The sequence below is a fragment of the Aminobacter aminovorans genome (assembly GCF_900445235.1).
Lineage (GTDB): Bacteria > Pseudomonadota > Alphaproteobacteria > Rhizobiales > Rhizobiaceae > Aminobacter > Aminobacter aminovorans.
Genome location: NZ_UFSM01000001.1, coordinates 3196595 through 3213992, shown reverse-complemented (window position 1 = coordinate 3213992; position 17398 = coordinate 3196595). Strand labels below are relative to the sequence as shown.

Annotated in this window: 17 protein-coding genes; 9 read left to right on the top strand and 8 right to left on the bottom strand. The window is 63.5% G+C overall.

The annotated features are described in order from the left end of the window. Positions 1 to 127 precede the first annotated feature (127 nt). The 9 genes from DY201_RS15805 to DY201_RS15765 all read left to right on the top strand — a co-directional run bounded on the left by DY201_RS15805 (position 128) and on the right by DY201_RS15765 (position 10874). On the top strand, positions 128 to 895 hold the full coding sequence (locus DY201_RS15805) for a PP2C family protein-serine/threonine phosphatase (RefSeq protein WP_115732020.1): 768 nt from the start codon (positions 128 to 130) through the stop codon (positions 893 to 895). 55 nt (positions 896 to 950) lie between these two features. Then, a complete protein-coding gene (locus tag DY201_RS15800; RefSeq protein ID WP_245518479.1) occupies positions 951 to 1352 on the top strand; it encodes a DUF1036 domain-containing protein in 402 nt (133 codons plus the stop codon). Further along, positions 1349 to 3748, top strand: a complete 2400-nt coding sequence (locus DY201_RS15795; protein WP_115732019.1) for a peptidoglycan DD-metalloendopeptidase family protein — start codon at positions 1349 to 1351, stop codon at positions 3746 to 3748. The genes DY201_RS15800 and DY201_RS15795 overlap by 4 nt, the downstream gene beginning before the upstream one ends. 138 nt (positions 3749 to 3886) lie before the next feature. Next, on the top strand, positions 3887 to 4225 hold the full coding sequence (locus tag DY201_RS15790; protein ID WP_115732018.1) for a hypothetical protein: 339 nt from the start codon (positions 3887 to 3889) through the stop codon (positions 4223 to 4225). 196 nt (positions 4226 to 4421) lie between these two features. Then, on the top strand, positions 4422 to 5117 hold the full coding sequence (locus DY201_RS15785; protein WP_115732017.1) for a TerC family protein: 696 nt from the start codon (positions 4422 to 4424) through the stop codon (positions 5115 to 5117). A 199-nt stretch (positions 5118 to 5316) separates the two neighbouring features. Further along, positions 5317 to 6633: a 30S ribosomal protein S12 methylthiotransferase RimO gene (rimO, locus tag DY201_RS15780; protein ID WP_115732016.1), complete on the top strand. Its 1317-nt coding sequence runs from the start codon at positions 5317 to 5319 to the stop codon at positions 6631 to 6633. A gap of 166 nt (positions 6634 to 6799) precedes the next feature. Then, complete coding sequence (locus DY201_RS15775) at positions 6800 to 8050, top strand: multidrug effflux MFS transporter (protein WP_115732015.1); 1251 nt, start codon at positions 6800 to 6802, stop codon at positions 8048 to 8050. A 128-nt stretch (positions 8051 to 8178) separates the two neighbouring features. After that, positions 8179 to 9396 (top strand): ABC transporter substrate-binding protein, encoded by a 1218-nt coding sequence (locus DY201_RS15770; RefSeq protein ID WP_245432014.1) that lies wholly within the window; start codon positions 8179 to 8181, stop codon positions 9394 to 9396. A gap of 410 nt (positions 9397 to 9806) precedes the next feature. After that, the gene (locus DY201_RS15765) at positions 9807 to 10874 is read left to right on the top strand and encodes a helix-turn-helix transcriptional regulator (RefSeq protein ID WP_115732013.1); all 1068 of its coding nucleotides are present in this window, start codon (positions 9807 to 9809) and stop codon (positions 10872 to 10874) included. Positions 10875 to 11011: 137 nt separating this feature from the next. On the opposite strand, the gene DY201_RS15760 is transcribed toward DY201_RS15765, so the two are convergent. The 8 genes from DY201_RS15760 to DY201_RS15725 form a co-directional block, all read right to left on the bottom strand. Next, positions 11012 to 12151: an NADH:flavin oxidoreductase gene (locus DY201_RS15760; protein WP_115732012.1), complete on the bottom strand. Its 1140-nt coding sequence runs from the start codon at positions 12149 to 12151 to the stop codon at positions 11012 to 11014. Beyond that, positions 12123 to 12758, bottom strand: a complete 636-nt coding sequence (locus DY201_RS15755; RefSeq protein WP_115732011.1) for a nuclear transport factor 2 family protein — start codon at positions 12756 to 12758, stop codon at positions 12123 to 12125. Before DY201_RS15755 ends, DY201_RS15760 begins: the two co-directional genes overlap by 29 nt. A 32-nt stretch (positions 12759 to 12790) precedes the next feature. Then, a complete protein-coding gene (locus DY201_RS15750; RefSeq protein ID WP_115732010.1) occupies positions 12791 to 13249 on the bottom strand; it encodes a MaoC family dehydratase in 459 nt (152 codons plus the stop codon). A 2-nt stretch (positions 13250 to 13251) separates the two neighbouring features. Further along, positions 13252 to 14052, bottom strand: coding sequence for an SDR family oxidoreductase (locus tag DY201_RS15745; protein ID WP_115732009.1), 801 nt, complete (start codon positions 14050 to 14052; stop codon positions 13252 to 13254). A 20-nt stretch (positions 14053 to 14072) separates the two neighbouring features. Next, a complete protein-coding gene (locus tag DY201_RS15740) occupies positions 14073 to 14831 on the bottom strand; it encodes an enoyl-CoA hydratase family protein (RefSeq protein WP_115732008.1) in 759 nt (252 codons plus the stop codon). Between the two features lie 14 nt (positions 14832 to 14845). Then, positions 14846 to 15865: an NAD(P)H-dependent flavin oxidoreductase gene (locus tag DY201_RS15735; protein WP_207904329.1), complete on the bottom strand. Its 1020-nt coding sequence runs from the start codon at positions 15863 to 15865 to the stop codon at positions 14846 to 14848. 178 nt (positions 15866 to 16043) lie between these two features. Then, a complete protein-coding gene (locus DY201_RS15730) occupies positions 16044 to 16808 on the bottom strand; it encodes an SDR family NAD(P)-dependent oxidoreductase (protein WP_115732007.1) in 765 nt (254 codons plus the stop codon). A 45-nt stretch (positions 16809 to 16853) separates the two neighbouring features. Next, positions 16854 to 17387, bottom strand: a complete 534-nt coding sequence (locus tag DY201_RS15725; protein WP_115732006.1) for a nuclear transport factor 2 family protein — start codon at positions 17385 to 17387, stop codon at positions 16854 to 16856. Between the last annotated feature and the right edge of the window lie 11 nt (positions 17388 to 17398).

Sequence of the window (17398 nt, the reverse complement as noted above, 5' to 3'; positions counted from 1 at the left end):
CAGTGGGCAGGCACAGGCGGTCCGGCACGTGTTAATTTCTGTACTCTAACGCACGGGCCTGTGGCAGACTGAAAGGCGCGCGCGTCAATACGCAACGCAGAGGGGCGCCCGAGTGCGCTTGAGGCCATTGAACGATGTCGTCCTCCCCTTCGAAAGCTATGGCGTCAGCCACAAGGGCTGCGTCCGTCAGGTCAATGAAGACAGCTACCTGATAGAGCCTCGCAGCGGCTTGTGGGTGGTCGCCGACGGCATGGGCGGCCACGACGCCGGCGAGGTCGCCTCCGCCAGCATCGTCGAACATTTGTCGACGATCGGCATTCCTGAATCGGCGCCCGATCTGCGCGCACGCTTCGTCGACAGGCTCAGGCTGGCCCATTCCGACATCCGCGAAATATCGGACTCGCGTGGCGCGACGATGGGTTCGACGGTCGCAGCACTGCTTGCCATGGACGGCAAATTTGCCTGCCTTTGGCTCGGCGACAGCCGTGTCTACCTGGTGCGCGATGGCTCGATCTCGCAAGTCTCGCACGATCACACCGAGGTCCAGGAACTGCTCGATCGCGGCGCAATCACCGCAGAGGAAGCGCAGACCTGGCCGCGCCGCAATGTCATCACCCGCGCCATCGGCGTCAGCGACGATATCGACGTCGACTTCCGCCAGGGCGATCTCCTTCCCGGCGATGTCTTCATTCTCGGCACTGACGGGCTGACCGCCCATGTTTCGGACGACGAGATCGAGGCGGCAGTGGTATCGACGTCACCGCAGGCGGCATGCGAAGACTTGCTCGCAAAGGTTCTCGAGCGCGGCGGAACGGACAACGTCACCATTGTACTGGTGCGGATTCGGGGCGAGGCCGACGGTGCAGCTTCTGGGGCTTTGGCGGGAGGCCGATAGCGGCCGGCAAGACGATGCGGGTGGGATCGGACACCGAACCGATCCACACGCAGCTTTGTTCGTCTTACTGACACTGCTGTCGCTGCTGTTTGCGCCAAGCGTGGCCCGCGCGGAATTCACCGTCTGCAACCAGACGCTCGACGTCGTCAACCTGGCCGTCGGCCAGGAGGTCGACGCCGCGTTCCAGACCGACGGCTGGTGGACGATCGGCGCGAACCAGTGCGTCAACGTCATTCGTGAAGAACTGACCAACCGCTACATCTACGTCTACGCGACCGACGTCTTCGGCAATGCAATCCTCAGCGGCTCGACCGACATGTGCGTCGAGCGCAAGCGTTTCACCGTGCGCGGCATCGACGAATGCTGGCAGAGCGGCCACATCGCTGCCCGGTTCTTTGAAGTCGATACGCTCGAACAGGCCCGCTGGACTTTCTTCCTGACCGGGTCTTCGCCATGACGCATGGCATCGACACGAGCTTCAAGCAGCAAAAACAACAACGTATGGCCAAACGCTCGCGTGAGCGGCGGCTGAAGGCGGTGATCGCGGCGGGGATCCTCATACTGGCCGGTGTTGTTGCGGCGGCCATCTACTTCGGCGCGGATTACTGGCCATCAGGCGAATATGAGGGCGATCTCCAACCGACGGAGGAAACCGACATCGTGCCGGCAGACGCCGCTGTCTACGTCCCAGCCATCGTCGATCTTCCCGGCGACCCGATGTGGATCAACCTGGCGCATGAGGCCGGCACAGAGACCAAGCGACGCCAGCTTTCACGCCCGGCTGAGCTTACCGAGGACGGCATCTCGCCCAGCATCGAATACCTGTCCGACACGATGCTGAGCTCCAGCGAACGCTTCATGACCGCCATCCCGTCGACCCAGGAGGATTTTGCCTTCTTCCAGGCGCAGCGCGCTGTCGCCGAGCCTCTGCCAGGACAGCAAACAAACGTCCAGCCGACGCCGTCGGCAGCGAGCGACCTTGATGAGATCGGGCCCGAGGGCGACGACACCTCCGATCTCGGCGCCGGCTGGGGCGAAACCATCGACCAGGGCGAGGCCGCCCTGCCCACCTTCGAAAAAACCGCCGTCGAAAACAACACCAGCGTGGCGACCGTGACCCCGGAGCCCGAGCGGTTCACAGCCACCGAAGACATCTTCGTCAAGATCCTCACCAACCGCACGCTCGAAAGCGTGGCGCTCGAGGCGCATTTTGCGACCGACGAAGCCAGGCTGGTGAGCGACGCTGTCAAGGCGGTCTTCAAGCTGGAGAACCTGGAACCCGGCTATGTCGTCGCCCTGCGCGGCTTCCGCCCCCGGCGCAGCGCGCCCGCGATGGCGCTGATGCAGGTTTCGGTCTACGCCATGAACAGGTTCGTCGGCACGCTTGCCCGCAATTCGGCCGGCCAGTTCGTCTCCGGCGTCGATCCATGGGTGCGCGACGACCTGTTCAACTATTCCGGCGCACCGCAGGTTGGCGCGCAGAAACGCCAGTACCGGCTGCTCGACGCGATCTATTCGACCGCCGCCCGCAACAACGTGCCGACAGGCGTGCTCGGCGAGGCGATCATGTATCTGTCGCGCGGCCAGGACCTGAATGCCTTCGCCACCGAGGACCAGCGCCTTGTCCTGCTTTATTCGGCGACGGCGCGCGGCAAGGATGGCGTTGCCGGCCGCGTGCTCTATGTCGGCGTCCACGGCAGCGACAAGAGGCTCGAATGCTTCGTCTTCCAGCAAAGCGACGGCCAGTTCTCCTGCGTCAGCGGTGACGATCAGGTTCGCTCGCTGGCGACGACGAACGGCATGTTGACCCCGGTCAATGGCGTCATGACCTCGACCTTCGGGCCGCGCAAGCATCCGATCCTGAAGACCGTCCGCATCCATAAGGGCGTCGACTGGGCAGCCCCTATCGGCACGCCGATTGCCGCTGCCTTCGACGGCCAGGTCGTATTCGAGGGCGACGGCAAGGGCTACGGCAACCTCATCCGCATCTCCCATGCCAACAACCGTGAAACCCGCTATGCCCACATGCAGCGTTTCGCCGACGGCATCAGCGTCGGCACGACAGTCAAGGCCGGCGACGTCATCGGCTATATCGGCACCACCGGCCTGTCGACCGGTCCGCATCTGCATTTCGAGCTCTACCAGGACGGTCAGGCCATCGATCCGCTCGGCACGGTCACGGTCGCCGTGGCGACGACCAAGACGCCAACCACCACGACGACCACAACCACCGTCGCGACAACCTCTTCTGACGATCAGGCCATCGAGATCCTTACCAACCGCATCATCCATGTCGAAAGCGGCGGCAGCGCGCGCGCCAAGAACCCGCTGTCGTCGGCGACGGGCCTCGGGCAGTTCATCAGCAGCACCTGGATCCGGATGATGAATACCTACCGACCCGATCTGGCGCGCTCGCTGTCGACTGCCGAACTGCTCGAACTGCGCTTCGATCCGACAATCTCGCGCGAAATGGTGCGCAACCTGGCCCGCGAGGGCGAAGCCTATCTCAAGCAGCGCGGCCACCAGATCACCGCCGGGCGGCTCTACCTCTGTCACTTCCTGGGCATGGAAGGTGCCCACCAGATCCTGTCGGCCTCTGGCGACGCCATGATCGCCGACGTCCTCGGAGCTGTCGTCATTAAGGCCAACCCATTTCTGACTGGCAAGAACGCCACCTATGTCGTTGCCTGGGCGGAGAAGAAGATGACCGGCCGCGCTCCTGCCACGACCTCGCAGCCCAGTTCCACCCCCGCGTCACCACCGCCACAGGTAGTCAGGCAGACGTCGCCGGAATTCGAGAGATACAAGCAGGCAATCGCGACAACGCTGAGTTCGGTTGGCAGCACGCTGTGAGTGCCTGAAACCGCAGGCTTCCAAACAAGGCGGCGCTGCAAATCAGCGTCGATCTGTCCTGGACGATTTTTCTTATTTATCCCAACTGCTTGAACAGAAGGACTTTATCGACGCCTTCGGCCGCGATATAGCATTCGCATGAGTTTTGGTTCGACATTGACGCTTGCTCTGACCCTGGGTTTCTCCGCCACGCTGTTTGGCGGCTGCAGTCGCGCGTCCGACGGCACCGTCGTCATTCCGAAACAGATGGACTCCCGGCGCTTCTGGCAGGACGACGAAGCAAAGCGTGCCGCGGCCGAGCGCCAGCAGGCAGCCGCCTTTCCAACCGGGCCTGATATCCGCTTCGCCACCGAGCAGCCTGGCCCTCGCCCGGTGACGCGCGCACCAAGCCGTGCGACGACCACCGGTAATTCCAAACCGATATCCTGCCGCGCCGTAAGCGGCCCCACGGGTCGCGTCAGATACGTCTGCGAATAGGCCGCGAGATCGGCCGGTCGAGCTCCACTCGCGGCCGGCTAGCCGCCATTATCACCAAGTTTCGTCAGCTTCGCGTCAGGGATGGAGCCGATTCAAGCGGTTTCGAATAAACGCGCTGCTTGTCTGTTGACGCACGCGCGTCGGGCGTTATAGCCGACATCAAGACATTGGAACTGAACGGAGAGGGTCCCGTCCGATGGAGATATTCACTGCTGCAGGCTTTACAGCCCTTCTGCAGGTCATAGCTATCGACCTCGTGCTTGCTGGCGACAATGCCATCGTCATCGGCCTTGCCGCGGCGGGCCTTCCGGCCGACCAGCGCAAGAAGGCCATCCTCGTCGGCATCGCGGCGGCGACCGTTCTCCGTATCGGTTTCGCGCTGATCACCCAGTGGCTTTTGGCCATCGGGCCGATGCTGCTCATCGCCGGCGGCCTGCTGCTGCTGTGGGTGTGCTGGAAGATGTGGCGTGAACTCAGCGTCAGCCACGAGCAGGAGCATGAAGCGACCGAGGCACTGTCCGACGCGGATTACGATAAGGACGGCAAGATCGCCGGCAAAGGCCCGCGCAAGACCTTCGCGCAGGCCGCCTGGCAGATCGTCATCGCCGACGTGTCGATGTCGCTCGACAACGTGCTTGCGGTTGCCGGTGCCGCCATGGACCATCCGACTGTTCTGATCATCGGTCTCGCGCTCTCGATCGCGCTGATGGGCTTTGCCGCCTCCTTCGTCGCACGCCTGCTGCACCGCTACCGCTGGATCGCCTATATCGGCCTGCTGATCATCCTTTATGTCGCCATCAAGATGCTGCTCGACGGTGCCGTCGACCAGTTCCCGGAGCAATTCGGCTTCCTCAGCGAATGGTTCGGCGGTCATAGCGCTCCGGCCCACTGAGCTGAAGCAACAGACAAAAAAGGGCCGGAGGCGATCCGGCCCTTTCTGCTTGCGACGATCAGCCGGTTTGCTTGGGCCCCGATCTGTGCTATTGCGCCGCCCGAATTGAGCTCGTTGTCGAGCCGCCAGATCGACACATCAACAGATTTCCGGGCCGGACCTCATGGGTTACCGGCCCGTGTCCATTGGAAACCTGCCTATGTCAGCAGCACCCCGCGTCAGCTTCGTCAGCCTCGGATGCCCGAAGGCGCTTGTCGATTCCGAACGCATCCTCACCCAGCTTCGCGCCGAGGGTTATGAAATCGCCCGCAAGCATGACGGCGCCGACCTCGTCGTCGTCAACACCTGCGGATTCCTCGATTCCGCGCGCACCGAGTCGCTCGACGCGATCGGCACGGCGATGAAGGAGAACGGCAAGGTCATCGTCACCGGCTGCATGGGTGCCACGCCCGAACTGATCCGCGAGAAACACCCCAACGTCTTCGCCATCACCGGTCCACAGGCTTATGAAAGCGTCATGGCCGCCGTGCACGAAGCCGCCCCGCCGGCGCACGACCCGTTTACCGATCTGGTGCCGCCGCAGGGCGTCAAGCTCACGCCGCGCCATTACGCCTATCTGAAGATTTCAGAGGGCTGCAACAACCGCTGCACCTTCTGCATCATCCCCGACCTGCGCGGCGATCTCGTCTCGCGCCCTGCGGCCGACGTGCTGCGCGAGGCGGAAAAGCTGGCGAATGCCGGCGTCAAGGAGTTGCTCGTCATCTCCCAGGACACCAGCGCCTACGGCATCGACGTCAAATATGCGACCAGCGTCTGGAAGGAGCGCGAGGTCCGCGCCAAATTCCTCGACCTGTCGCAGGAGCTTGGCGAACTCGGCATCTGGGTGCGCATGCACTATGTCTACCCCTACCCGCATGTCGCCGACGTCATCCCGCTGATGGCCGAAGGCAAGATCCTTCCCTATCTCGACATCCCCTTCCAGCATGCCTCGCCGCAGGTTCTCAAGAACATGCGCCGCCCGGCCCATGGCGAAAAGGCGCTCGAGCGCATTCGCGGCTGGCGCGACGTCTGCCCGGATCTCGCTATCCGCTCGACCTTCATCGTCGGCTTCCCCGGTGAAACGGAGGAAGACTTCGAGATGCTGCTCGACTGGATCGACGAGGCCAAGATCGACCGTGCCGGCTGCTTCAAATATGAGCCGGTCAAAGGCGCGCGCTCCAACGACCTCGGCCTCGAGCAGGTCCCCGAGGAGGTCAAGGAAGCCCGCTGGCACCGCTTCATGCAGCGCCAGCAGAAGATTTCTGCCGCCGCGCAGGCCAGGAAGGTCGGCAAGCGCCTGCCCGTTATCATCGACGAGGCCAACGGCACGTCGGCCAAAGGCCGTACCAAATATGACGCGCCAGAGATCGACGGTTCGGTCCACATCCAGTCACGCCGCCCGCTGCGCGTCGGCGACATCGTCACCGTCAAGGTCGATCGCTCCGATCCCTACGATCTCTACGGCACCGCTGTCTGAGATATGTCGAAGGGCCGCAACATGCGGCCCTTTTCCTTGGACGACGCGAGCCAAATTGTCCCGGCGCTAGTCCGTATGACGGATGACCTTTCCCAGCACCGGTTCGATCTGGATGCAGGCACTCCGCCGATGAGGCGCCTGCCATCCATCGAGCCGGGGCGAGCGCATGACATCAGACCGAGAAGAACTGCAGCCCGCCGTCATGAGCGAGCGGCGGGTCACCATCGTCGGCGCGGTATTGGCCGGGCTCGGGCCGGCCTCGCTTTCACTGTTCACGCCCGCCATGCCCGAGATCGTCCACGCCTTCGGCACGACCGAAGAGGCGGTGAAGATGACGCTGGGGCTCTATTTCGCCGGCTTCGCCCTCACCCAGTTGGTCTGCGGACCACTGTCCGACGGCTACGGCCGCAAACCGGTGACGCTGGCCTTCCTCGGCATCTACCTTGTCGGCAGCCTCGGCGCATTGCTTGCGCCCTCCATCGACGTGCTGATCCTGTCGCGCCTGCTGCAGGGTGCGGGGGCAGCGGTCGGCCTTTCGCTGTCGCGCGCAATCGTGCGTGACCTTTTTGCTCATGAACAGTCGGCGCGCATCCTCAACCTGATCACCCTGATGCTCGCGCTTGCGCCAGCCATTGCGCCGACCGTCGGCGGGCTGGTGATGGAAGTCGCCGGCTGGCATGCGATCTTCTCGATCATGTTCCTGATCGGCGTGGCTTCGCTGCTGACCGTCCATTTCGCGCTGGTCGAGACTGTCGAGCGCGATCCGAGTCGCGTGCGGCCGAAAGCGGTGATCCAGACCTATCGCAAACTGCTCGGCAGCGGCTATTTCCTGTTCTCCAGCCTGGTCATCGCCGGCACGCTGGGCGCCTATTACACCCAGGCCACCGTATTGCCCTTCATCCTGATGGACAGGCTGGGCCTGACACCCGCACAGTTCGGCCTCGCCATGCTGTTCCAGTCGGCCAGCTTCATCTCGGGTTCCCTGGCCATGCGCAGCCTCATTCCGCGCTATGGCGCCTATCGCATGGTGCCGATTGGGTTGGCGATCAGTGGGCTCGGCGCCGTCGCCATGGCGGTCTTGCTCGGGCTGTACGAGCCGACATTCCTCTCGGTGACACTGCCCATGGCGATGTTCGTCTTCGGCAACTCTTTCGTCATGCCGGCGATGTCGGCGGCAACGGTCGCTGCCTTCCCCGACAATGCAGGTGCCGCCGCCTCGTTGAGCGGGTTCCTGCAGATGGGCAGCGGCCTTCTGGGAACTGTCGTTGCCGGTGTTCTCGGCGACGCCATGCTGGGCATGTCAGTCGTCGTGCCGCTGATGGCGCTGGGCGCGATGTTTGCCTGGATGGCCTGGCGCAAGCTACCGGAACCTGCCCTGGCGCGTGCCGTCGTCACCAGGAAGGCCACACCGCACTGAACCTTGCGTCATTTGTTAGCTCACGCTAACGAATTCGTCTGCTCCGCACCCTCCATCGTCCAAGCGGACGATGTTCCGGACACATGGCCGTGACTGTTTGTCGGTCGAAGTAAGCGGAGGAGAAACGCATGAACTTCCAATGGAATAGTTCCATTACTCGTCGCATTGCCATGGGAATGGTTTCGGTAGCAGCCCTTGCCCTGTCGGCGGGCATTTCGCAGGCACAGGAGGTCGTCAAGATCGGCGGCATCATGTCGATGACCGGCGGTGGTGCTTCGATCGGCAAGACCGCTGAAGTGGGCTGGAAGCTGGCCATCGAAGACATCAATGCCGCCGGCGGCATTCTCGGCAAGAAGGCCGAGCTGGTGCTCGGCGACACCATGACCGACCCGACCCATGCGGTTGCCGAAGTGCGCCGCCTGATCGAGAACGAGAAGGTCGAGGCGCTCGTCGGCCCGGCCACCAGCCAGGAGACCATCCCGGTCGTTCCGGTTGCGAGCGAGAAGAAGATTGCCCAAGTCTCTTCGGCTGCCTCGACCCAGCTGACTCCCGAGGCTGGTCCGTTCCATTTCTCGGGTTCGGTCACCGGCCTCAACCAGATGAGGCCGAATATCGACTTCGCCATCGACGTGCTCAAGCTCAAGAAGCTGGCGCTGATTTCGGACAATGGCGGCATGTCGAAGGCTGCCGTGGTCGAAATCGTCGACTACCTGAAGTCGAAGGGCGTCGAGCCGACCGCAGTGCAGGAATTCGCATTCCGCACTGAGGACATGACCCCGCAGCTGTTCCAGATGCGCAGCTCGGGCGCCGAGGCGATCCTTTTGATCAACTCGATCGGTGACGACTCGCGCAAGTTGCTCGAAAATCGTGCCGACATCGGCTGGGACGTGCCGGTTCTGGCCAACCAGACGATGACCAACTACGCCGTTGGCAATGTCGCCGTGGTCGGTGAAGACGCCTTCAAGGACGTCTACAGCGTGCAGTTCGTCGGGATGACCTACTGCCCGAGCGATGCGGTCGGCGAAAATGCCTTCGCCAAATTTGCCAAGCGGGCCAAGGAACAGGTTCCTGATGTCGACCGCATGGGCGGTGCCTCGGCGCTGATCCCCTACTACATCCAGCCTATCGTGCTGGCGGCGGCCATCAACGGCTCGGGCAAGACCGACGGTGAGTCGATCGCTGCCTGGCTTTTGGCCAACGCCTCCAAGGTCGAAATGCTCACCGGCCCGATCCAGGCCAGCGGCAAGAGTCACTTCCTGCCCGCGCCTGAGTCGATCAAGGTGGTGAAGAACCCCTACAAGCCACGCGAAGACGGCCTGGTCGAGCGCGCTGACTGCGGCGCCTGATCTTACTTCAGTCGATTGCCGAACATGTGGGCCGGGTCGTAAGACCCGGCTCATTTCGTTTGCACCTTGCCCAAGACTTATCCACTGCTGACACGGTGTCAAAAATTCCACGCATCGCATTTCGAATTTGACGACGTGTCAATTTAATGACATAACTGTCGACATTATTCATTTCGCATTCGGGAGGAAGCGCGATGACCGGTTCGAGCCTACACAGCCTGACAACTGGATCGTCGTCCGTCCGGCATCTTGCCCGACGAGGTTTCCTCCCTCCGTCCTGATCCGCGGACATAAGGGCCGTCATCGGCCCTCGCCAACACAATCGAACTCATGACCTCCTGGCGTGCACGCTGCGCCGCCGGGCACTGGTTTCGCACGTCCGCGTGCAGCGGAAATAGGGAGCTCCTGCCATGACCTTTCACGCCAGATCGATCGTCGAATTCGGCCACTTTCTCAATCGTGTCTCCGATAGCCTGATGAACGGCAAGCCGCTGCGCACCCCGCTCGAGCTTATCCGCGAGCAATTCGACGCTTATGCCGCGGTGCTGGTGATCGAGGACCGCCTGCGCACCGGCGAGACCTACTACGCCTTTACTGAGATCAACGAGCAGATGAACGATACATCAGGTGCCGCCCTCACCCGCCCGGCACAACTCGCCTATCTCTCCGAGCGCTGCCAGCCGATGTCGGCCACCTATGTCCCCACCGACGACACCGCCCGCTACACGCTCTGGGTCTTCCGCGATCGCGCCGACGGCAAGTTCGACGACGATGCAGCGTCAGTCTGCGAGATCCTGGTTTCGCAGCTGGCGCGCGGTGTCGAGACGTCCTGGCGCATGGGCGCCACCGAGGTCGAGCGTCGGCTCTATTCCGACGTCATGGACAAGCTCTATGTCGGCGTGGTCATCCTCGACCATTCCGGCAAGATCGTCCGCTCTTCCGACGCTGCAGCGCGCCTGCTCGAAACCCGGGACGGCTTGCAGATTCAGGGCAACAAGTTGCGCGCCACCTCGGCCAAGGAGGACCGCGACTTCCAGATTGCTATCAAGGCCGCCATGCAGATGGCAGCCGACGACGCCGGCACCACTTCGCGGGGCCTGTCGCTGACCAAGCAGTCGGGCTCGCGCAATCTCGGCGTCATCGTGCGCCCGATCCGCGGCAGCAAGGACAACGCCGCCGCCGCCAACTCGGCCGTCGCCGTCTACATCCGCGACCCCGAGGCCAACCCCGAGGTTGAGGGCGAGCTCGTGCGTCAGCTGTTCGACCTGACGCCGGCCGAAGCCGCTGTCGCCCGCCGCCTGACGGCTGGCCTGTCGCTCGAGGACGCAGCAACCTCGCTCGACATCAGCCGCAACACTGCGCGTGCCCACCTGCGCTCGATCTTTTCCAAGAGCGGCATCACGCGCCAGACCGAACTCGTTCGCCTTGTGCTGAACAGTGCCGTCATCCTCGGTCACGGGCCGCGCCAGGCGGCCTGACAGACATCCTCCCAGCTCCCTGTCGACCCAAACTGAAAGCGCCGGCGGACAAAGTCCCCGGCGCTTCTTTCTTCTGCGGGAGTTGCAGGAGGGTTGGCGTTGCCGCGCAAAAAGGCGGAAAAGCAACGCCTTCTCGGTCAGAACAGCGACTTCAGCTGCTCCTTGGAGTAGCCCACTCCCTCTTGGACCCGCCCCTCCCTGACCTTCAGCGCCCATGCCGGGTCGGCCAGAAGTGCACGGCCAACGGCCAGGATGTCAAACTCGCCGCGTGCAAGCGGCTTTTCGATCACCTCGAGCGAAGCCGCTTCCGCAGCATTGAGACCCGGCCGGTCGAGGCCGACGCCACCGACGGCGATGACCGGAAGCCCGGTGAGCTTCTTGGTCCAACCGGCGAGCGTCATGTCGCCCTCTGCCGCGAATCCCGGCTCCCATATGCGACGCGTCGAGCAATGCAGGATGCTCACGCCGGCATCGACCAGCGGCTGCAGCACTTCGGCGAGCTCGTCGGGAGTTTCGCCAAGCACGGCCTTGTAGTCCTGCTGCTTCCATTGCGAGTAGCGGAAGGAGATCGGGAAGTCGGGACCGACCCTGTCGCGCATTGCCTCGATCACCTCGACGGCAAAGCGCGTGCGCTCGCGCCGGTTGCCGCCATACCGGTCGGTGCGGCGGTTGGAGGTCGCCCAGAAGAACTCGTCGATCAGGTAGCCATGCGCACCATGGATTTCGACGCCGTCGAAGCCAAGGTGCTGTGCGGCTTCCGCCGCTTGCGCATAGGACTCGATCACCTCGAAGATTTCCTTCTCGGTCATCGCCCGGGCGGGCTCAGGGTGGCCGGTGAAGGCGTTGAGGTTTTCCGACGGGCCGACGCCCGGTACGCCGGGCTGCGGGGCCATGGCGGAGTTGCGGAAGCTACCGGTGTGCCAGAGCTGCGGAAAGATCTTGCCGCCGCCCGCATGCACCGCCGAGCGTACCTTGGCCCAGCCGGCAAGGGCTGCCTCGCCGGCAAAGTAGGGCACGCCCTCGTAGCTCGGTGCCGTCGGGTGGCCGATATAGGTCGCCTCGGTGATGATGAGGCCCACCTGGTTCAGCGCCCGACGCGCGTAATAGGCTTGCACCTTCTCGTGCGGTACGCCGTCGGCGCAGAAATAGCGCGACATGGGCGCCATCGCGATGCGGTTGGACAGCTCAAGGCTGCCGAGCTTGATCGGTTGGAACAGCTTGTCGGTGATCAGCCCTTCGTTGGTGTTCTCAGCGCACACGGTTGCCACGGATTTCATTACCTCTGCGCATGGTTTCGATGAAGGCCTCGAGCGGTGCCGGTTCGGGCAACGCTTCATCCGGACCGGAACGCGCCCAGAACTCCTTCCAGGACGGGAAGAGGTCGTGGAACGAGCCCTCGTAAGGCTCGCGCCCCGGCCAGCGCATCTTGCGCGAGCCGACGGGCGGCTTGTTGAGATCGGAAGCGTACCAGTAGAGCGGCTGGCGGCGGCGGAAGAACCAACGGCCGTCGATGCGCTCGTAGCGGTCGTAATACATCATCTGCATGATGACCCACTCGGCGCCGCACTCATGCTCGTTCTTCGAGTAGACGACACCCACCGCATTGTCGGCGTCGACGAATTCGATGATGGTCGAACCGACATGATGCGACGTGCCGTCGAACTGCTTGCGCATGGTTTCGTCGAGCCAGTCTCGCAAGGCCGCCCTGCCCGACTTGCCACCGCCGACCTTGACGTCGGGCGCAAACAGCGAGGCCATCGCGTTCATGTCGCGCATGTCGAGTGCCAGCGAATATTTGGAAATCAGCTGGCGGATCTCGTCGCGCGACTCGAGCCTGTCCAGTCGCGCCAGGATTCCCGCCTGCGCGTCACCAGTCTTGTCCATTGTCACCTCCGGTGGCCGAAGCGCCGTGCGCCTCAGAAGTAGTAGCGGCCGACCATGTCGGCGACACAGCCGGGCTTGGCCGAGCCTTCGATCTCGACGGTCACGCGCACCGTCGTCTGCACGGCGTTCCCCGGCAGCAAACCGGCGTTGACCAGTTCACCCATGGCCCGAACCCTGGAGTTGACAGGCACGGGGGCAGGAAAACGCAGCCGGTCGCAGCCGTAATTGATCCCCAGCTTCATCCCCTCTGCCTTGAACAGGTCGGGCAGGAAGCCATTGATCAACGAGAACGTCAGGCAGCCATGCGCCACCGTCGAGCCGAACGGACCATCTTTGGCGCGCATGGGGTCGACGTGGATCCACTGGTGATCGCCGGTCGCCTCGGCGAACATGTCGATACGCGCCTGGTCGATGGTGAGCCAGTCGGTCGCGCCGAGGTTCTGGCCGATCGCTGCCACCGCCTCGTCGGGCGAGGAGAAAACCAGGCCCATCCTCAGGCCCTCTGGCTGGAGACGGAAACGATCTCGCCGACCATGTAGCCGGCATAATCGCTGGCGAGGAACATCATGACATTGGCGATTTCCCACACTTCCGCCGCGCGGCCGAAGGCTTCGAGGCTGGTCAGCGCGTCGAGCTGTTCCTGTGGCGCCGACTTCTTGAGGAAGTCGTGCATGGCGATCGACGGAGACACGGCATTGATACGGATGCCGTATTCGGCTGCTTCCACTGCCGAGCAGCGGGTGAAGGCCATTACTCCGGCCTTGGCCGCGGCATAGTGCGACTGGCCTTTCTGAGCGCGCCAGCCGAGCACGGAGGCGTTGTTGACGATGGCCCCCTTGCCGCGCGGCTGCATCTTCTTGAGCGCAGCACGCGTCATGCGCATCGTGCCGGTCAGCGTCACGTCGAGTACCAGGTTCCATTCCTGGTCGGTCATCTCCACGACGGGCTTGAGGCCGCCGAGGCCGGCATTGTTGATCAGAACGTCGATGCCACCGAGCTTGTCTTCAGCCGCATCGACGAGCGACTGCACCTGCTCCTCGTCGGTGACGTTGCAGAGCTGGCTGTAGATCTCGACGGTCGGCGAGAACGCACGCAGCTTGTCGGCCGCTTCCGCCAGGCGCCGCTCGTGGACGTCGGAGATCATGATGGCGCGGCAACCTTCCTCGATCGCCTTGCGGGCGGCGGCAAAGCCGATTCCGACACCGGCAGCCGCAGTGATGAGCACCGAGCGGCCCTTGAGCAGGCCGTGGCCTTCGACATAGGGCGGGGCGGGAAGGATCTTGGTAGCGGTCATGTCGGGGCGTCCTGGTCTGGTTACTTCTTGAAGTCGGCGTCGCGCTTGCCGACGAAGGCGTCGCGCGCCTCTTGCGATTCCTGGGTCAGGTAGGCTTGGGCCGTGAAACCCTGCTCCCAGCGGTACTTCTTCTCGAGGTCACCGTCCTCGATGCCGTTCAGCGCTTCCTTGGCGAGGCGGATCATGATCGCGCTCTTGGCGGCAATGGTCCTGGCAAGCTTGATGGCCGCCTCGCGCAGCTCCTCGCGCGGTACAACCTTCTCGACCGCGCCAAGGCGATAAGCCTCAGCCGCGTCGATCGGCTCGCCGGTGAAGTACATCTGGCGCACCTTCTGCACCGGAAACAGGCGCTGCAGATGCGCGCCGGCGCCGAGTGCGCCGCGATCGACCTCAGGCACGCCGAAGGTCGCGTCAGGCGAGCAGATGATGATGTCGGCCGAACCGCAGATACCGATGCCGCCGCCCAGAATGTAGCCATGGGCGGCCACGATCACCGGCTTCAGGCCGCGATGGATGGCGCGGAACGTCTCCCAGTTGCCGGCATTCACTTCGGGGATGCGCTCGGGATGCCTCTGCAGTTCCTTGATGTCGACGCCGGCGCAGAAACCCCTGCCCTCGGCGCGAATGACGACGACGCGCACGTCCGTGTTGGCGTTGAGCGCGTCGATCTCCTGCGAAAGCTTGCGCCAGCCGATGCTGTCGAGTGCATTCACAGGTGCGTTCTCGATCACCAGCTCGGCTATGCCGTCCTCGATCCTGGTCCAGAATTGGTCACTCATCGAATTCTCTCCAATCAGTTGGGGGCGACGAGCGCCGAGACGGCCTTCAGCCGTGCTTCCGCCTCGCTGACGATGCGGGCGATCAGCTCTTCGCAGCTTTCGAGGTTGTCGATCATGGCAGCGGCCTGGCCGGAAGGCAGCAGGCCGGTTTCGGTATTACCTTCGACCACGCCGCGCTGCACCAGCGTCGGCAGGTTCGGCGCCATCACGGTCTGGGCGAAGCTGTTCTCGCCGCTCGACAGCACCTTGAGGCCAAGCTTGGCCATGGCGATCGGGCCAAGCCCGCTCTCCTTGCCCCACTGGCGAGCGTATTTCATGCTCATGGCGAGGCGCGCCGGCAGGCTCATGTTCTCGAGGCGCCTGATCTCGGCGTTCTCGATGAAGCGCTGCGGCAGGCCGTCGACGGCCGTGGTGGTGCGGATGAGTGTCGGGTCCTTTGTGGCAAGGTAGCGGTCGAGCGCCGAGCGCGGCACGGGCGATTCCTTGGTCATCAGGAAGCGCGTGCCCATGGCGATACCGGCAGCACCATAGCCAAGGGCCGCGGCAAGGCCGCGCCCGTCAAAGAAGCCGCCGGCGGCAACCACCGGAACCTTCACGGCGTCGAGCACCTGCGGCAAAAGGATGGTCGTGGGAACAGCACCGGTATGGCCGCCGCCCTCGCCGCCCTGGACGGTGATGATGTCGGCACCGAGCTCGACAGCCTTGATCGCGTGCTTGACCGCACCGACGGTGGGCATGCACACCACGCCGGCATCCTTGAGCCGCTTGATCGTCTTGGCATCGGGGCCGCGGCCGTAGCTGACGGCCCGCACCTTGTGCTTGATGACCACCGAGATGACTTCCTCGGCATTGGGCTGGAACATGTGGAAATTGACGCCGAACGGACGGTCGGTCTTCGACTTGATCGCGAGGATCTGGTTCTCGACATCGCCCGGCTCGGTGGTCGCACCAGCGAAGAAACCGAAGCCACCGGCATTGCAGGTCGCGGCGGTTAGGTTTGCATCGGCCACCCAGCCCATGGCTGTCTGCACCACCGGATAGCGGCTGCCGAGGCGTTCGCACTAGACGGTATGCAGGCTCATGGGCATTCTCTCTCGCTGGAAGTTCCGGCGACCGCCCATCGGCCAATGGCAGAAGGGCGATCGCACTGTCTCGTTTCAAATGATGCGCCGCACAAAGCGGAACATCGTCTGAATGAACTAACGAAAACGATCAGTAGAAGACGCGTCCGCCGTTGACCATCAAGGTCTGGCCGGTGATGAAGCGCGACTTTTCGCTCGACAGGAAAATAACAGCATTTGCAATGTCTTCCGGCTCGCTGAGTTCACCGAGCGGGATCATGTTCCTGGCACGTTCATAGGCATCCTTGGGGATGCGCTGCATGGCGCGCGTATTGGTCGGGCCGGGGCAGACAGCATTGACGTTGACCTTGAACGGCCCGAGTTCGCGGGCGAGCGCGCGGGTGAAGCCGAGCACGCCGGCCTTGGCCGAGGCATAGTCGACAGTGCCGATATCGCCGTTCATCGCCGAGTCCGACGAGATCGAGACGATCTTGCCCGAGCGGCGCTCACGCATGTCCTCGACCACCTGGCGCGTGCAGGTCAGCGTGGTCATCAGCGACACGCCGACCACGAACTGCAGTGTTTCGGGCTTGGCCTGCCAGAACTCCGAGTAATTCTCACGTGCGGTCTGGCCGATGTTGTTGAGCAGGATGTCGACCGGGCCAAGTTCGCGCTTTATGCGGGCGAAGCTGTCGGTCACCACCTCCTGGTCCATCATATCACCGACCAGGGGCAGCGCCTTGACCTTGTGAGCGCGCACCAGTTCGGCGGTCTCGGCCAACGCTTCAGCCTCGCGGTCGAGGATAGCCACATCGGCGCCCTCCTGGGCGTAGGCGATCGCCGCGGCACGTCCGATGCCGTTGCCGGCGCCGGTCACCACGGCAATCTTGCCGGTGAATTGTCTCTGGTCAGTCATGTTTTCCCTTCCTGCGGAAATGCTGGTCTCGAACGGATGTGGGCCTCAGCCATGTCGGCCGAAAAGCGTCAGGACCTGGTAGGACAGGTCGTCGGATCCTGGCCGGCCGAGCGGACTGCCGGCTGCGAAATCCTTGTAGGCTTCTGCATCAACCGGACGCCTTGTCGACCAGTCGAGCGTGATCGCGCGTCCGAGGAAGCGCCATTCGCCGTCGTCGCGCCTGTAGCGGTCGAGGCTGCGGCTGCCGGTGATCACCTCATGGGCGTCGGGGCCGTGGGTGCGATGATAGTTGATCTTGTAGACCTCGCCCTCGGCGCGATCGCCATCGATCTCGAAGCTGGTGTTGACAACGTAGTGCGCGGTCGCGGCGTAGTTGGACAATGCCTTCTCGACGAAGGCCATGTATTCGTCCGGCCCGCCCACGAACATGTCGCCATGCTCCTCGAAGGCCTCATCGTCATAGAGGCTGCGCAAGAGCTTGAAGTCGCGCCGGTCGACGGCGCGTGAATAGGCTGTCACCAAGCGTCGCAGCGCCTCGCGTGCCGCAACTTCCGCAGGGTCTGCCTCCCGAATGCCCATGCCAAATTCCT

Coding starts and splice junctions, on each gene's coding strand:
- DY201_RS15785 (WP_115732017.1), top strand. CDS start 4,422: ATGGAGATATTCACTGCTGCAGGCTTTACAGCCCTTCTGCAGGTCATA.
- DY201_RS15775 (WP_115732015.1), top strand. CDS start 6,800: ATGACATCAGACCGAGAAGAACTGCAGCCCGCCGTCATGAGCGAGCGG.
- DY201_RS15740 (WP_115732008.1), bottom strand. CDS start 14,831: ATGAGTGACCAATTCTGGACCAGGATCGAGGACGGCATAGCCGAGCTG.
- DY201_RS15770 (WP_245432014.1), top strand. CDS start 8,179: ATGAACTTCCAATGGAATAGTTCCATTACTCGTCGCATTGCCATGGGA.
- DY201_RS15750 (WP_115732010.1), bottom strand. CDS start 13,249: ATGGGCCTGGTTTTCTCCTCGCCCGACGAGGCGGTGGCAGCGATCGGC.
- DY201_RS15730 (WP_115732007.1), bottom strand. CDS start 16,808: ATGACTGACCAGAGACAATTCACCGGCAAGATTGCCGTGGTGACCGGC.
- DY201_RS15755 (WP_115732011.1), bottom strand. CDS start 12,758: ATGGACAAGACTGGTGACGCGCAGGCGGGAATCCTGGCGCGACTGGAC.
- DY201_RS15765 (WP_115732013.1), top strand. CDS start 9,807: ATGACCTTTCACGCCAGATCGATCGTCGAATTCGGCCACTTTCTCAAT.
- DY201_RS15795 (WP_115732019.1), top strand. CDS start 1,349: ATGACGCATGGCATCGACACGAGCTTCAAGCAGCAAAAACAACAACGT.
- DY201_RS15725 (WP_115732006.1), bottom strand. CDS start 17,387: ATGGGCATTCGGGAGGCAGACCCTGCGGAAGTTGCGGCACGCGAGGCG.
- DY201_RS15790 (WP_115732018.1), top strand. CDS start 3,887: ATGAGTTTTGGTTCGACATTGACGCTTGCTCTGACCCTGGGTTTCTCC.
- DY201_RS15745 (WP_115732009.1), bottom strand. CDS start 14,052: ATGACCGCTACCAAGATCCTTCCCGCCCCGCCCTATGTCGAAGGCCAC.
- DY201_RS15760 (WP_115732012.1), bottom strand. CDS start 12,151: ATGAAATCCGTGGCAACCGTGTGCGCTGAGAACACCAACGAAGGGCTG.
- rimO (WP_115732016.1), top strand. CDS start 5,317: ATGTCAGCAGCACCCCGCGTCAGCTTCGTCAGCCTCGGATGCCCGAAG.